The 15,960-nt window shown below is 32.2% G+C and carries 19 protein-coding genes; 3 read left to right on the forward strand and 16 right to left on the reverse strand.

The features are described from left to right. Positions 1–295 precede the first annotated feature (295 nt). Complete coding sequence (locus J8H85_RS16855; RefSeq protein ID WP_209656573.1) at positions 296–523, reverse strand: hypothetical protein; 228 nt, start codon at positions 521–523, stop codon at positions 296–298. A gap of 270 nt (positions 524–793) precedes the next feature. Further along, entirely contained in the window at positions 794–1,429 is a 636-nt protein-coding gene (gene rsmG, locus J8H85_RS16860; protein WP_209656575.1) for a 16S rRNA (guanine(527)-N(7))-methyltransferase RsmG, read from the reverse strand. A 142-nt stretch (positions 1,430–1,571) separates the two neighbouring features. Here rsmG and J8H85_RS16865 point away from each other — a divergent pair, with 142 nt between their 5' ends. Then, entirely contained in the window at positions 1,572–2,672 is a 1,101-nt protein-coding gene (locus J8H85_RS16865) for a fatty acid desaturase family protein (RefSeq protein WP_209656577.1), read from the forward strand. 20 nt (positions 2,673–2,692) lie between these two features. After that, complete coding sequence (locus J8H85_RS16870; protein WP_209656579.1) at positions 2,693–3,877, forward strand: pyridoxal phosphate-dependent aminotransferase; 1,185 nt, start codon at positions 2,693–2,695, stop codon at positions 3,875–3,877. A 68-nt stretch (positions 3,878–3,945) separates the two neighbouring features. Here J8H85_RS16870 and J8H85_RS16875 read toward each other — a convergent pair whose 3' ends face one another. From J8H85_RS16875 to rpsO, 14 genes are all read right to left on the reverse strand, one after another. Continuing rightward, the gene (locus J8H85_RS16875; protein WP_209656581.1) at positions 3,946–4,110 is read right to left on the reverse strand and encodes a hypothetical protein; all 165 of its coding nucleotides are present in this window, start codon (positions 4,108–4,110) and stop codon (positions 3,946–3,948) included. Positions 4,111–4,144: 34 nt separating this feature from the next. After that, positions 4,145–4,603 carry a ferritin-like domain-containing protein gene (locus tag J8H85_RS16880; protein ID WP_209656583.1) on the reverse strand — a complete coding sequence of 153 codons (459 nt, stop codon included), beginning with the start codon at positions 4,601–4,603 and terminating at the stop codon, positions 4,145–4,147. A gap of 27 nt (positions 4,604–4,630) precedes the next feature. Continuing rightward, positions 4,631–5,134, reverse strand: coding sequence for a hypothetical protein (locus J8H85_RS16885; protein ID WP_209656584.1), 504 nt, complete (start codon positions 5,132–5,134; stop codon positions 4,631–4,633). 39 nt (positions 5,135–5,173) lie between these two features. Then, a complete protein-coding gene (locus tag J8H85_RS16890; protein WP_209656587.1) occupies positions 5,174–5,836 on the reverse strand; it encodes a hypothetical protein in 663 nt (220 codons plus the stop codon). A gap of 74 nt (positions 5,837–5,910) precedes the next feature. Continuing rightward, positions 5,911–6,165 carry a YtxH domain-containing protein gene (locus tag J8H85_RS16895; RefSeq protein ID WP_209656589.1) on the reverse strand — a complete coding sequence of 85 codons (255 nt, stop codon included), beginning with the start codon at positions 6,163–6,165 and terminating at the stop codon, positions 5,911–5,913. 72 nt (positions 6,166–6,237) lie between these two features. Further along, positions 6,238–6,390, reverse strand: a complete 153-nt coding sequence (locus tag J8H85_RS16900; protein ID WP_209656591.1) for a lmo0937 family membrane protein — start codon at positions 6,388–6,390, stop codon at positions 6,238–6,240. An 18-nt stretch (positions 6,391–6,408) separates the two neighbouring features. Beyond that, a complete protein-coding gene (locus J8H85_RS19000; RefSeq protein WP_209656593.1) occupies positions 6,409–6,978 on the reverse strand; it encodes a DUF4142 domain-containing protein in 570 nt (189 codons plus the stop codon). A 169-nt stretch (positions 6,979–7,147) separates the two neighbouring features. Then, positions 7,148–8,932 (reverse strand): CHASE3 domain-containing protein, encoded by a 1,785-nt coding sequence (locus J8H85_RS16910; protein WP_209656595.1) that lies wholly within the window; start codon positions 8,930–8,932, stop codon positions 7,148–7,150. Then, positions 8,933–9,379, reverse strand: coding sequence for a response regulator (locus J8H85_RS16915; RefSeq protein ID WP_209656597.1), 447 nt, complete (start codon positions 9,377–9,379; stop codon positions 8,933–8,935). Between the two features lie 21 nt (positions 9,380–9,400). Then, positions 9,401–9,964, reverse strand: a complete 564-nt coding sequence (locus J8H85_RS16920) for a helix-turn-helix domain-containing protein (RefSeq protein ID WP_209656599.1) — start codon at positions 9,962–9,964, stop codon at positions 9,401–9,403. Between the two features lie 163 nt (positions 9,965–10,127). Then, on the reverse strand, positions 10,128–11,240 hold the full coding sequence (locus J8H85_RS16925) for an AI-2E family transporter (RefSeq protein WP_209656601.1): 1,113 nt from the start codon (positions 11,238–11,240) through the stop codon (positions 10,128–10,130). 332 nt (positions 11,241–11,572) lie between these two features. Further along, positions 11,573–11,779 carry a hypothetical protein gene (locus J8H85_RS16930; RefSeq protein ID WP_209656603.1) on the reverse strand — a complete coding sequence of 69 codons (207 nt, stop codon included), beginning with the start codon at positions 11,777–11,779 and terminating at the stop codon, positions 11,573–11,575. A 188-nt stretch (positions 11,780–11,967) separates the two neighbouring features. Further along, positions 11,968–14,220, reverse strand: coding sequence for a polyribonucleotide nucleotidyltransferase (locus J8H85_RS16935; RefSeq protein WP_209656605.1), 2,253 nt, complete (start codon positions 14,218–14,220; stop codon positions 11,968–11,970). A gap of 156 nt (positions 14,221–14,376) precedes the next feature. Further along, positions 14,377–14,646 (reverse strand): 30S ribosomal protein S15, encoded by a 270-nt coding sequence (gene rpsO / locus J8H85_RS16940; RefSeq protein ID WP_209656607.1) that lies wholly within the window; start codon positions 14,644–14,646, stop codon positions 14,377–14,379. Between the two features lie 145 nt (positions 14,647–14,791). Here rpsO and J8H85_RS16945 point away from each other — a divergent pair, with 145 nt between their 5' ends. Further along, the gene (locus J8H85_RS16945) at positions 14,792–15,952 is read left to right on the forward strand and encodes a sensor histidine kinase (RefSeq protein WP_209656609.1); all 1,161 of its coding nucleotides are present in this window, start codon (positions 14,792–14,794) and stop codon (positions 15,950–15,952) included. The last annotated feature ends 8 nt before the right edge of the window (positions 15,953–15,960 follow it).

Raw genomic sequence — 15,960 nt, forward strand, 5'->3', positions numbered from 1 at the left:
TTTCGTCGACAGCCACCCAAGTGTTTAAAGTTTCAGTATTTTGTCTGTTGTAAGCACTCAAATATTGCAAATTAATTTTTTCTCCAGTTTTTAATTCAGGAACATTCGTTTGGATTGAGGACTTGTTTAACTCGGTTATTTCTTGCCAATGGTTTTTTGTATTCAAAAGTCGAGTTGGAAACCAATCATTATTTTAGCTCTATAATTCAATACTTCTCCATCTTCAGTTCCAATGTGTAATTTGCATTGGTCATTTGTGATTTCGAAAGCATCTAAATTTTCGTCAGTGATAAAGTCAAATCCAACATTTAGAATCAGATATTGTTTCTCCAAGATAATTGGGTTGTTTTATTTTAAATTCAATCAGTTCAATGTCGAATGCAGAAGTTTTAAACTTTTCATAAGTTCCGTTTTCATAACGTCTAGCGTTATGAGTTTCAATAAATGAGAAGTTTGATTTTAGAGCACAAGAAATTATTTCTAATGGTGTTTTAAATGTTCTATTTGTCAATGTGTTTTTCATTTCTCAAATGCAATACAACAATTGGATGTAAACAACTGTCTATATCAATATTATATTTACGAATATGCAAATATTCACTTATAAAAACAATGGATTTTTTACGCCTCTTTAGCTCAATTTTATCCAAAATTTAGCAAATACTCGTGGTTCTATTAAAAAGTAACTAACATTGGTTGCAGGTGGGTTAGCGATAGAAACGGTTAGCTTTTGGCGAGTAGGCGCAGCGAGCCAAAACTATTAGTGTATAGCGCGACCCTTGTGGTAACACCCTTATACTAACCTCTTAAACTTTAAAGGCAAGTGAACCACTTTTTTGGTTTCGTAAAAATCTTCGGTATAAAAATCGCTTAAATTATAAATGGTTACAGTTTTGTAATCTTGAAGTTCTTCGGTTAAATCGCCGCCTTTTAAATATAAAATACCATTTTTAAGGGCGTTTTTTTGTTCTTTGGCAATTTTGCCTTTTACCCAGTGTGTAAAAGTTGGCATAAAGGCTACGGCTCTGCTTACTATAAAATCGAAAGTATCATTAATTTCTTCAACCCTGCTGTGGGTTGTTTTTACGTTGGTTAAGCCTAAACCTTCAACAACTTCATCAACCACTTTTAATTTTTTGGCAATACTATCAACCAAATGAAACGAACAGTTTGGGAACAAAATGGCTAAGGGAATGCCAGGGAAACCTCCACCGGTACCAACATCTAAAATCTTGCTGCCATCTTTAAATTCAACAACTTTTGCAATGCCTAAAGAATGTAGAACATGTCTTAAATAAAGTTCATCAATATCTTTACGAGATACCACGTTTATTTTCAAATTCCAATCTTGATAAAGCGCTTCTAATTTTTGGAATTTACTTATTTGATCGTCGGTAAGATTCGTAAAGTATTTTAGTATCAGGTCCATTCTTGTTAAATTTTCAACAAAAATATACTTTTTAAGTACATATTTTTACAAAAAAACGTTATTACTTAAGTTGGTTTATGCCTATCTTTGCGGCGTATTTAATAAAGCCAACTTAATTATATACAAACATTAAATTAATAGCATGACAAAAGAAACGCTTTCATTTTCGAGAATAGACTCTGCAAAGTTTTTTAGAACACTAAACAAACGTGTTAACGATTACTTTAAAGATAATGACATTAAAAGAACAGGAAACTGGAAATTATGGGCCAAAACCATTGTTATGTTTTCTCTGTTTTTAACACCTTATTTTTTGCTTTTAACATTAAGCATTCCTGGGTGGGCGCAATTATTACTTACCATTGTAATGGGAATAGGTATGGCTGGTGTTGGTATGAATGTGATGCATGATGGAAACCACGGCTCTTTTTCCAACAAAGAATGGATAAACCGTTTAATGGGAAGCAGTATTTATATTCTTGCGGGCAATGTTTATAACTGGAAAGTGCAACACAACGTTTTGCACCATACATACACAAATATTCATGGGCATGATGAAGATTTAGAAGCGGGACGCATTATGCGTTTTACCGAGCATTCTGAATGGCGTTGGTACCATAAATTTCAACAATATTATTCGGTTTTACTATACGGGTTGTTAACCATTAATTGGGCTATTACTACCGATTTTCAACAAATGAGACGTTACATGAAACGTAAATTGTCTTATGGAAAATTCCCAAACCCCGTTTGGAACTGGAGTAAACTGGTTATTTCAAAAATTATTTATGTGGCTGTTTGGATTGTGCTGCCTATGTTGATTTTAGATATTGCTTGGTGGAAAATTTTAATTGGCTTTTTTGTAATGCACTATACTGCTGGTTTAATTTTAAGCGTGGTGTTTCAATTAGCTCACGTTATGGAAGATGCTGAAATGCCTCTGCCAGAATCTGACGGCACTATGAAAAACACTTGGGCTGTTCATCAACTTAGAACCACCATCAATTTCAGTACCAAAAACAAAATAGTAAATTGGTTTACTGGCGGATTGAACCACCAAGTAGAGCACCATATTTTTCCGCATATTAGCCATGTTCATTACACTAAAATTTCAAAAATAGTTAAGGAAACCGCTAAAGAATTCAACTTACCATACAACGAATATAGAACTACCCGTAAAGCTATTATGGCACATTTCAAACATTTAAAAGAAATGGGCATGAAACCCGCTTTACACGTCTAACAATTATTATTTATTTATAAATGCAATTACTATCAGATAGGATTTTAAACATGGCGCAGTCTGCAACTTTGGCAATGGCTGCAAAAGCAAGAGAGTTAAAAGAAGAAGGTAAAGATATTATAGGCTTAAGCCTTGGTGAACCGGATTTTAATACTCCAGATTTTATAAAAGAAGCCGCTATTCAAGCAATTAACGACAATTACAACTCATACTCACCTGTTGATGGATATGGCGATTTAAAACAAGCCATCATCACGAAGTTTAAGCGTGATAACGGTTTAACTTATACACCAAACCAAATTGTGGTTTCTACCGGTGCTAAACAATCGTTAGCTAATATTGCCGCGGTTATGACCAACAAAGGTGATGAAGTTATTATGCCTTGCCCATACTGGGTTAGTTATGCCGATTTGGTAAAATTAAACGATGGTATTCCTGTTGAAGTTAAAACAACGATTGATACCGATTTTAAAATGACACCTGCACAGTTGGAAGCGGCCATAACACCAAAAACTAAAATGATTTGGTTTAGTTCGCCTTGTAACCCAAGTGGATCTATTTATAGTAAAGAAGAATTGCGTGGTTTAGCTGATGTACTGGTGAAATACCCAAATATTTATGTGGTTTCTGATGAAATTTATGAACACATAAACTATGTTGGTGGTCATTCAAGTATGGCACAGTTTGAAGATATGTACGATAGAACCATTACCGTAAACGGTGTATCAAAAGCGTTTGCTATGACGGGATGGCGTATTGGATATATTGGTGCTCCTGAAAAAATTGCGCGTGCATGTAACAAAATGCAAGGACAAATTACAAGTGGTGCTAACTGTATTGCACAACGTGCTACCATTACAGCGCTTAACGAATCTCCAAGTCGTGTGCAATATATGATTGATGAGTTTAAGGTACGTCGTGATTTAATCTTAGGATTACTAAACGAAATTGAAGGTTTTAAAACCAATATTCCTGAAGGTGCTTTTTATGTATTCCCGAATATTTCTTATTTCTTTGGAAAAACCATAAAAGGACATAAAATTAACAATGCCTCTGATTTTTCATTGTTTTTATTAAGCGAAGCTTTAGTGGCTACTGTTGATGGGGAATCGTTTGGAAATCCAGATTGTATCAGGATTTCATACGCTGCATCTCAAGAGCAAATTATAGAAGCTATTAAACGTATTAAAGCAGCTGTAAGTTAAAGAACTTAGATTTTATAAATAAAAAAGACTGCTTTTGGCAGTCTTTTTTATTTATGCTAAATATATTATTAATCTACAGCGTCTTCAACGTCATCTGCTGCATCTTCAATTCCATCTCCTACTTCTTCAACGCCATCTTCAATTTTTTCACCTGCCGTTTTTTTCTCTCTACAGCCTGTGAAAATTGTTCCCGCTGCTGCTAATATTAAAAATGTATATGCTAATTTTTTCATTTTTTATGTTTTTTAGTTAATTAATTTTTTTTTACTACTTTGAAATATCTTCAAGTCTTTTTACAGTATTTAAGGCTGTTTTTACACTAACCATTTGATTGTAAACTACATTGTTCACATCTGAAAAGTTACTAACTTTTTCAAGTTGTTTTTCATATTCGTTTACACTGGCTTTTTCACCTCTGATGCATTCTTCAAGAATTGCTTCGTCTGTGTTAGAACTTAAAGTGGTTTTTACATCAATCCATGCTCTATGTGCAGATCCTAAAAGCGAACCATCTTTAACAGGTGTTGCATGTAAGTTTCTTATTAAGCCATCTAATTCATTTGCAAATTGGCTTCTTTGTTTCGCTTTATCTTGCAACCACTGTTTCAAAACTGTATTCTCAGCTTTCTGCATTATTTGTTTGTAACCTGCTTCAGCATCGTAATTTTTCTGAAGCAATTCTTGTAATATATTTACGGTTTCTTCGTTTGCTTTTGTAATTTCCATAATTTTAATTTTTAAAATTTATTTAATTTAAAACTGATATCTAACGCCTAGGGCAATATCAAAATCCAAGTCATTGTTATCATAAACTTCGTCACCAAATCCTATTTCGGGTCTGAAATCGAGGGATAATAATAAAGGAAAATCGAAATTATATTCTATACCAATGTCACCAGCGGCAAATACAAACGTATCACTACGGTCATTACCATTGCCATTATTAAAATCATCGTTAAAACTATAAGATCCTAAACCGCCACCAACACCAGCGTACCAATTAAAGCCGCCATCGATATTCCACACCCATTGGTGTAATGCTGCTAGTTTAAAACCATCATAGTATCTACTATCTCTCCAACCAAGGTCAAACTCTAATCTTTTATTAGCGTTTAAAGCTCTTTGGTAGGAAACTTCGGCTCCAAAACCATCACTATCACCTAAACGTAATCCTAATGCGTTTTTTGAAATATCTTGCGCATTCATTGATACTGTTGCTATTAATATTAGAATACCAGTTATTAAATATGTTTTCATTTTTTTCTTTTTGGTTTTTTAGTCTTTATAAACTAATAATTATTTTTTTGCCTCGGCGTTTTCATCTGATTTTGCGCCCATTCTATTTACTGTGTACATAGGTGCAAATTTCAATTTTAAAGCGGCAATTTTTCTGTTATCTTCACTAGACAAACCTTCTTTTTCGACGGTGTTTTTTCTAGTGTCGATGGCTTCGTAAATCAATTTAATTTCATCCCAATCTTCACGAGAATATGAATCTTTGTTTTTATCAACGGTATCAACAAAATTTTGGTAAACACCTAAAATATTATCTTTGTTAATCCATGCAAACTGCATGTCGCCACCTGTGTATTCACTTCCTAATAATGATTTGCGAATCATCATTTTTGAATTTTCGGCTTTCATTATTTCATGTTCAGCAATCACTTCCGATTTAAATTTTTCATATTTTAAGGTTGCTTGATCCACGTCATTTTGCAATACTGAATTCTCTTCTACAGATGTGATAGAATTATCCACATCAGCTTTCATTTTTTGATAGTTTGCTTCAATAGCTTCCCAATTTTCAGCGGCCTCATCAACTGCTTCACGACTAACGGAATCTATATAAAATTCGAAATTGTCTACTTTTTTTTCAGCCACATTTTTCTGGCTATCGTTACATGCAACAAACATTGCTGATGCTACAACGAGTCCTAATGTTATTTTTAATGTTTTCATTTTACTTTTTTTTTATTTGATTAATTACTTCTTACTTGAAGACGATTCAGTTCTTTTGGTTTGCTTTTTTAAGCTTAAGAATTCGTCGTTTTTTTTACTTCTTTTTTTCCTTTTTCAAGAATTTCTTCCCCACTTTTAACTGCCGTTTCATACTTTTTAGATACGGTATCTAAAAAATTATCAAACTCTTCTTTTAGTGTTTCTTTAGCTTCAATAGTTTTGTTTTTAATTTTTTTTCTTGTTTTTGATCCTTTATCTGGTGCAAATAACACCCCTAATATGGCTCCTGTAGCAATTCCTGCTAATACGCCTAATACATTTGATTTCATAATTTGTTTTTTTAAATTTATAATTAGTCATCATGTTGTTGATGCTTTTGTTTTTTTAAGTTGGAATTGAAACTATACGCCTCTACCACCAATTAATCTTAGTAGTATGGCTATTACAGCTATTACTAATAAAATATGTATCAATCCTCCTGCACTGTAAACGAAGAACCCTAAAGCCCAACCTATTATAAGTACAACCGCTACTAGATATAATAAACTTCTCATAATATTTAATTTTAATGGTTAATAATTTGTTTTTAGAATTTTTTGTGTTTGATTTAAATTATAATTTAAATTCACTAATATTTTTACAGTTAGTACCTTAAAATCTACATCATTTGTAATGTTTGATAAATATTCCAATTGTGTAATTTGATTTTTTAATAAGGCTTCAATTTTTTTTAAATAGATTTCAGAAAAATCAGCTTTTTCATTTTCATGTAGCTCGAGTATTTCATTTTCATCTATTTTGTTTGGTAATAGAATCAATTTTTTTTCTGCTAATTCATTTAAGCTTTTTTTAATTTTTAGGTTGTCTTTTTTTAACTTATTTGATATGTTTTTAACATGATAATTATTGCTTTTTCCTTTTACGGAATCACTCATAGCTATTAGAGTTTCGTTCAATATTGCTATGTCTGACATTATTTTGGCTTCTTCTATATTAACTTGAACTCTTTTGTTTATAGCTTCATTATTGTATAGATTGTTTTCGTTTTCATCTCTATCAAAATCGCAAGAAAATATGCTGACACCTACTGAAATGATTAATGTAAGCGTTAATTGTTTTTTTATGTTTTTATTAATTATCACTTCTATTTCTTTTCTACATTACAAAGATGCAACCCATACCGAGGTTTTGCGTTACAGCATTTTTAAGGTTTGTTATAGAATTTCAATACTGTAGGTTTGAAATAAAAAAAAGCCCTAAAGAATTTTACTTTAGAGCTTTAAATGTACTTTTTAGAGTTTGTTAAACTACTTATATGGGAAGGTAAATAGTGAAAATGGCCCCTATATTAGGCTCGCCATTGGCTATAATGATTCCGTTATGATTATCTATAATTTTTTTACAGATGGAAAGTCCAACGCCAGTTCCTGAATATTCTTGTTTGTTATGAAGTCTGTTAAATAATTCGAATATTTGATTGGCATATTGTTGTTCAAAACCAATACCGTTATCAGAAAAGGTTATTTTATGATATTCGTTTTTGGGTATATTTATTAAATTAATATCGTCTTTTGAATGGACTAGTTCATAGGTTATTTTAATAACAGGAGCCTCTGCAACTTTGCTGTACTTTAAGGAATTGCTTAACAAATTCAAAAACAATTGATGCACTTGAAAAGGGATTACAGAAACCGTAGGCAAAACATCGCTTGTAATAATGGCTTGTTTTTCTATAATTGTTTCGGCCACATCTTGTTTTGCTTGTTCTAAAAGTTCATTCAAATTGGTTAAAACAAATTCTTTATCGGGTTTGTTGGTTCTTGAAAACTGTAGCAAATCATCAATTAACAAACGCATTCTGGTAGCAGATACTTTTATGCGTTCTAAATATTGGTTGCCAGAAGCTGAAAGGTTTTTTGCTTCTTTATCTTCTAATCTGGAAATGAAGGTTTGGATTTTTCGTAAAGGTTCTTGTAAATCATGGCTGGCAACATAGTTGAATTCTGATAGTTCGGCGTTGTTTTTTTCCAATTCCAAATTACGTTCTTCAAGTTCTAGAAAACGCTCAATTTCATCAGATATATCCGTAATATTGCCAACTATTCGTTTTTCACCATCATTATTTATCAATAGTTTTCCGTAGCCTTTTATATGTTTAACTGTTCCATCTTTTTTTATAATTCGATAGTAAGTAAAAGGCAGATCCTCTTCTTTCATCATCCTTTCAACATCAGCAGAAAACTTTTTCCGGTCGTCTGGATGCACAAATTCTAAAAAGGCCTCAAAAGTAGGTTCAAAAGCTCTTGGTTTTTCGCCTAAAACCCTGTATAGATTATCTGAAAAGGTATATTTATTACTTTCTACATACCACACCCAATTACCATGTTTACCTACGGTTTCCAACTGAATGGTAGCTTCTTTAAATATGGATAATTGGTTGTTTATTATTTTAATATTCTTAAAGTCATTATTTATTTTACTATATGAAACTATAATCAACACAAGCGTTAACAATAGCATTAAATACAAAAATAATGGTGTGAATTCTAAATTGGATTGGTATTGTTTTTGGCGCTCTTGGAGGTGACGGTTTTCAAGATCCATCATCTCGCTGATTTTATGCCTGATGGAATCCATAATTATTTTTTCTTCAAAAAAATTGGATTTAAACTCTTCAGTTAATGCAAATCCATTTTCAACAAAAGCACTGGTTTGTGTAAAGTTTCTAAAAAGCGAATCGATGTACTTGCTTAATGTCTTTAAATTCTCTTCCTGTACAGGGCCGTGGTTTGCTATTTCTTTCAACTCAGCAAAAGACTCGTTAACTTTTTCCCTGGCTGTTAAATAAGGTTCTAAATGCGTTGTGTCTTTTGTTAGAATGTAATTTCTATGACCATTTTCAGCATCTTTTAAATAAGACATGACCTTCTCTAACTCAACGTTAACTTTAAAGGTGGTAACAACCAGTTTACTGGAGTTTGTTAAATTAGAAATATGCTTATATGTAAAACCGCCTATTAAAAGAATAAGAAAAACACTTATTAAAAAGATGATCCTTAAAAATATCGCGGATTTTGAAATTATGCGTTTAATCATTTAAAGCCTCATTAAAAAATTATCTTTATTTAAACTATTTGTATGGTATTGCCAATTCATAGACACAACTTCGGCCAATACTTTTTTAAGTTGTTTAAAGCTGCTTGGTTTTTTTATGTAAATATTAGCCCCCAGCACAAAGGTTTCTTCAATATCTTCTTCTGATGCTGAAGTGGAGTAAATAGCAATGGCGATATCAGACATTTTGCTATTGGCTTTAATTTCGTTTAAGCACTCAATACCATTTTTTAAGGGCATGTTTAAATCTAAAAAAAGCACGTTGGGCAATATGGCATCTTCGCTGTTTAAATAGTCCATAAGTTCTACACCATCATTAAACGTGTTTACTTTGGTGTTCATCTTTAACTCATCAAAAGCATCGGTAAAAAATAGTCTGTCATCTTCATCGTCATCAGCAAGAATAATATGTATATAATCGTTAGGCATAAGGGATTTTGTAAAAATTGGTTAGTTTTTTTGTTGAGCAATACTTCGCCTTTTAGAAATGATACGCTGAAAAGCAGAAGGCGTAATACCCGTAGCATTTTTAAATTGGGTACTTAAATGTGCTACACTAGAATAATTAAGTTTGAAGGCTATTTCGGTTAAGCTTAAATCGGTTGTTAACAACAATTGCTTAGTATATTCTATTTTTTGAATGATGATGAAGTTTTCAATAGAGGTATAAGTAACCTCTGAAAACAGGTTGGAAAGGTAGCCGTAACTGTGTCCTAATTTTTCGGATAAATACACAGAACTTTTAACGTTTACAGTAGAATCTTCATTAAAAACCATATCAATAATAGCGTCTTTAATTTTTTGGACCAGAATGCTTTTTTGATTTTCAACTATTTCAATTCCGTAACTGTTTAAAGCATCATTTAAAGCTTCGTATTTTTCTGAAGGTACTTTTTCCAGTAACTCAACTTCTCCAAAAGCAAGAATTCTGTATTTTATGTCGAGTTCTTCTAACTTCGTTTCTAGAACTTTTTTACAAATGGTGTTAAAGTCAAACTTTATAAATAATTTCATATGTAGATAATATCTGTTTTCTCAATGGGCGTGGTTTTGTTATATATTCTATTAACATCCTTTTGCACATTTCATATAAACTTTTAATTATTGTAAAGTTAATAAAGCATTTTGTTTTAATCTCGATTTATTTAACACTAAAAAACATTTATGTAACTATTATTTATTTAGCATTTCTAATGCTTTTCCATTTTTTTAATCGCATCCGTGCTTTACTTTGAAGGTGTTTATTTACAGGTTCTCCTATAAGGAATCCGTACGCTTCATAGCCAGGTGTATTGTCAAACAGTATTTTTAAAGTTGCTGTTATTGGTAAGGCTAGAATCATGCCTGTTATACCCCAAAGCATGGAAAACAAAACCAATGAAGAAATAGCTACAAATGCATTGACACTTACTTTTGAGCCTGTAATTTTAGGAGTTATAAAATTGCCTTCTAAAAATTGAATAAACCCGAAAACAGCAATAACACCAAAAGCGTACCAAGCAGAATCCTTAGTCGCCAAAGCGATGATGGCAGGCAATAACGACCCTATAATAACACCTATGTAAGGTATTAATAGTAAAAATGCTGCTAAAAACCCGAAGAAAAACGGATTGCCTATACCTAAAAGCAATAAGCCTAGACTATTTAAACAGCCAACAATTACAATAACTATAATTAAACCTAACAGATAATTCTGCTGAATTTCTACGATTTTTTTTAGAATTTTGTTGATAAATGATTTGTCTCTCGTCCTAAAAACTTTATAAAGAAACGTTCTAAAAAAAGCCCTGTAGTAAAGGAAAAAAAATATGTAAATGGGGATTAACACCAAATCACTTAAAAGACTACTGGATTCAGATAATAGAACGCCTATTTTATCTAAATTGTCTTTTATGATATTTTCTGCTTTAAGTTCGTTTTGCGAAAAAAGCCTGTTGTTACCTATATTAAATATGTGTTCTAAACTATTTACCGAATTATGAAATAGCTCTCCCAATTTTTGCGAGTACACTTCGATATTATCCATAAAATACATTAATCGTGTGCTAATTAATGTGAATATTAATGCAGTTATGAAAAATAAGGTAGTTAAAGACGTTAATGTTGCAAACAATCTATTGCAACGCCATTTTTTTTCTAGAAACCTTTGAATGGGAAATATCATTACGCTAAGTATAATAGCGAATAATATAGGTACAATAAAAGGCTTAATTATATATAAAATAAAAACCACAGCAATTAGTGACAATAAACTTAATGCACTGTGACTCACGTGGCTTTTTGTATTCATTTATTAAATAAAAGTTTTAGTAAAAATAAAAAACTGTCTAGAGATTACAAAGCACGATTTCACTAACCAACCAAACAACCATAATTTGCAACAATTCTAGACAGTATGCTTTTTCTTTAAATTTGAAATAATTTTGTATGTTTCTTATTTACTTTTACCAAGTTTTTCTTGGAATCTACCAACTAACTCATCTTTTCTTTTTCTTCTAATTAGAAGTAAATCATCATCTGTTAAGGTAGCGTATTTTTGTTTTAATTTTCTTTTTAACCTATTTTAGTTTCCTTTTGTTTCTGTAGGGTGAAAGATTTTAAAAAGTTACAATTCTGTTTTTTTTAAGCCTTCTTTCCACCTAAAAAATTAATAAGAATAGCAAAAAGTCCTAAGCCCATAGTTATAAACGCATTGGTGTTGTCTTGTGCCTCAACAAGATCTAAATCGCCAATACTAATTTGTGTTTCTGGTATAATCATGTTATAAATACCGTAACCCAACATTACAATACCTATTATCATTAAAATTGATTTTATACTCTTGCTCATACCTTTATTTTTTAATTGGTTGTAAGGCTGCTTAACTATATAATACAAAGGTATGGTGGATGGAAGCGTTCGCTATTACATAATTACTGCCGTTTGTTATAGAATTTTAATAAATGTATGTTTTGAGATAAAAAAAACCTGTCTCAAATGATGAAACAGGCTTTTCTAAATTATAGATTTTAAAAAACTTAATCGTCTTTTCTATCTTCTCTTGGTTTTCTATCGTCTCTGCGGTTATCGCGTCCACGATTATCTCTACCTCTGTTATCACGTCCACCACGATCGTTATTATCTCTTGGTGGTCTAGCAACATAACCTTCTGGTTTTTCTAATAAGGCTTTACGAGATACTTTTTCTTTGCGTGTTTTTGGGTCTACACCAAAATACTTCACATTAAAAACGTCACCCATATTTACTACATCAGATACATTTTCAGTACGTTCCCAAGCTAATTCACTTACGTGTAATAAAACTTCGTTTCCAGGCGCTTGTGTGTATTCAACAACCGCACCAAAATCTAACATCTTAATTACTTTCACTTCGTAAGTACCACCAACTTCTGGTTTGAACATTAACGAATCAATTTTAGCTAACACAGCATCAATGCCTGCTTGTCCAGTTCCTAAAATTTCAACAATACCTTCTTCGGTAATTGGATCTTCGTTAATAACAATCGTTGTTTTTGTAGCTTTTTGTAATTCTTGGATAACTTTTCCACCAGGTCCAATTAAGGCTCCAATGAATTCATTAGGAATCACTCTTGTAATCATTTTAGGAGCATGTGGTTTTACGTCTGCATTTGGCGCAGCAATAGTTTCAACCAATTTACCTAAGATATGTAAACGTCCAGCTTGTGCTTGTTTTAAAGCATTCACTAAAATTTCATACGAAAGACCTTTTACTTTAATGTCCATTTGGCAAGCGGTAATACCATCGGCAGTACCAGTTACTTTAAAGTCCATATCACCTAAGTGGTCTTCATCACCTAAAATATCAGAAAGCACCGCATATTTACCAGTATCAGCATCCGAGATTAATCCCATTGCAATACCAGAAACTGGTTTTTTTATTTGAACACCCGCATCCATTAACGCCATAGTACCAGCACAAACAGTAGCCATAGAAGACGAACCGTTTGATTCTAATACTTCTGACACTACTCTTACAGTATAAGGGCAATCTGCAGGCACCATACCTTTTAAGGCACGCTGTGCTAAGTTTCCGTGTCCAACTTCACGACGAGACGTTCCTCTTAATGGACGTGCTTCACCAGTTGAAAAAGGAGGGAAGTTATAATGTAAATAGAAACGCTCTTCACCTTCAAAAGATGGCATATCTATTTGGTTTGCTTCTCTAGAAGTTCCTAAAGTTACGGTTGCTAATGCTTGCGTTTCTCCACGTGTAAAGATTGACGAACCGTGTGTTGATGGTAAATAATCAACTTCACACCAAATTGGTCTGATGTCGGTTGTTTTACGTCCATCTAAACGTAAACCTTCATTTAAGGTTAAATCTCTAATCGCTTTTTTCTCAGCTTTGTAGAAATATTTAGAAACTAAACTACCAAAATCTTCTAATTCTTCTTCTGTAAATGTTGCTTTTACTTCTTCTTTAATGGCTTCAAAAGCAGCACTTCGTTCGTGTTTTGCCGATGCAGCTCCTGCAACAGCATATACTTTATCGTATGTTAAGTCATGAACTTTTTTCGCTAAATCTTCATCTTCGCGTTCTGGTTCATATTCACGAGTTTCTTTTTTGCCAAATGCTTCAGCTAATTTTACTTGTGCAGCACATTGTACTTTAATAGCATCGTGTGCAAACTTAATAGCGTCTACCATTTCTTCTTCCGAAATCTCTTTCATCTCACCTTCAACCATCATCACAGAATCGGCAGATGCGCCAATAACCATATCGATATCAGATTCTAATAATTGAGATTGTGTTGGGTTGATGATGAATTTATTATCAATTCTTCCAACGCGTACTTCAGAAATAGGCGTTTCAAAAGGTATATCACTTAATTGAATCGCTGTTGAAGCTGCTAAACCTGCCAAAGCATCTGGCATAACTTCTTCATCATGAGACATTAACTGAATCATTACTTGTGTTTCAGCATGGTAATCTTTTGGGAATAACGGACGTAAAACGCGGTCTACTAATCGCATCGTTAAAACTTCGCCGTCACTTGGTCTTGCTTCTCTTTTAAAGAAACCACCTGGGTATCTTCCTGCAGCAGCAAATTTTTCTCTGTAATCTACCGTTAACGGTAAAAAGTCAACATCACTTTGTTGGTAGTTGGAAACAACTGTACATAACAACATACATTTTCCAGATTGCACAACAACAGACCCATGTGCCTGTTTTGCTAATTTTCCGGTTTCAATGGAGATTTCTCTTCCATCACCAAGGTCTATGACCTCTTTAAAAACTTTTGGAATCATAAATTTTTTAATTCTAATTAAACAATGGTCGTTGTGTTGTTGTGTGTAGTTGTTGTATGACCAATGAAAAACTATAATAAGCTTCTTCAATACGGGTTTAGACTCTGCGCAGAGTTATAATTAAATCAAAAAAGAGGCTGAAAAGCCTCTTTTTTTTTATTTTCTTAATCCTAATTCTTTTACTATTGCACGATATCTTAAGATATCTTTCTTAGTTAAGTAATCTAGTAAAGCACGACGCTTACCTACTAATTTCACTAAAGAACGCTCCGTATTAAAATCTTTACGATTGTTTTTTAAATGCTCAGTTAAGTGATTTATTCTGTAAGTGAATAATGCAATTTGTCCTTCTGCAGAACCTGTGTCTTTAGCACCTTTACCATGTTTTGTAAAGATAGCTTCTTTCTCTTTTTGATCTAAATACATGCTAATATTATTGTAAATAATTGTTATGTAAACGAAAGTCTTTCTTTCGAGCGGCAAATATAGTAATTAATTATGATTGTACAACGCTTCTTTTTTTGGGATTTTTTCACTAAATTAACGTAATCAATTTTTTACTTATTTTTTTATGGAAAGAATAATTGCAGATGCATTAGACGCTAATTTGCTTCCAGATATTTTTAATCATGCTTATCATGGCATTGCTATAGTAGGGTTGGATGGTAAATGGTTGTTGGTAAGTAAAAGTTTGTGCGACATTTTGGGTTATAAAGAAAATGAACTTCTAAAACAAAGTTTTGATAAAATAACACACAAAGAGGATTTAAAAATAGATTTACGAAAACTTAAAAGGCTTTTGAAGGGAGATATTGAAAGCTATAAGATGGAAAAGCGTTATTTTAAAAAAAACGGAACCATTGTTTGGGCACAATTATCGGTGTCTTTAGTAAAAGATAAAGATGATAAGCCTAAGTATTTTATAAGTCAAGTACAGGATATTACAGAACAAAAAGAAGAAGAAAGGGAAAAGGAATTAATAGCCAATGTTGTAAAAGAGCAAAATGAAAGACTTTTAAACTTTTCTAGAATTATTACCCATAATTTAAGAACCCATGCAGGAAACTTAATGACTTTGATGGGGTTTGTTGAAGATGAAATTGAAGAAACAAAATCAAGCGATAGTTTTGAATTTTTGAAACAAGCCATTAATAACCTACAAGAAACCGTAACACATTTAACTGAAATAGCAAAGTTTTCAAAATACGATACTACCGAATTAAAAGCGCTCAACCTCCATGATTATGCTACTAATGCTATATATAACGTAAGCGCTTTGGCAAAAAACAGCAATTGTATTATTGAAAATAATATACAAGACATCTTGTATGTTACGGGAATTGAAGCATACTTGGATAGTATTCTTCTCAATTTATTAACAAATGCCATTAAATACAAGGCAGATGATAGGGTTTGTAATATTGTATTAAGTGCGAAATTGGAATGTGATTTTGTTGTGTTAAGTGTAAAGGATAATGGCCTAGGTTTAGATTTAGAAGCTTATGGGACAAAATTGTTTTCACTTTATCAAACATTTCACAAAAACAAAGATTCTAGAGGTGTTGGATTATTTATTACAAAAAATCAAGTAGAATCTTTAGAAGGTAAAATTGAAGTTAAAAGTGAAGTAAATAAAGGATCGGAGTTTTTAGTTTATTTAAAACATCCCAAAAAAAATATAACCAAAAACAAAAAAAAAGACCCACTTGATTTTGAAAACAAGCAGGTCTGAAATTTTAT

This window comes from Mariniflexile gromovii (genome assembly GCF_017814435.1).
Taxonomy (GTDB): domain Bacteria; phylum Bacteroidota; class Bacteroidia; order Flavobacteriales; family Flavobacteriaceae; genus Mariniflexile; species Mariniflexile gromovii.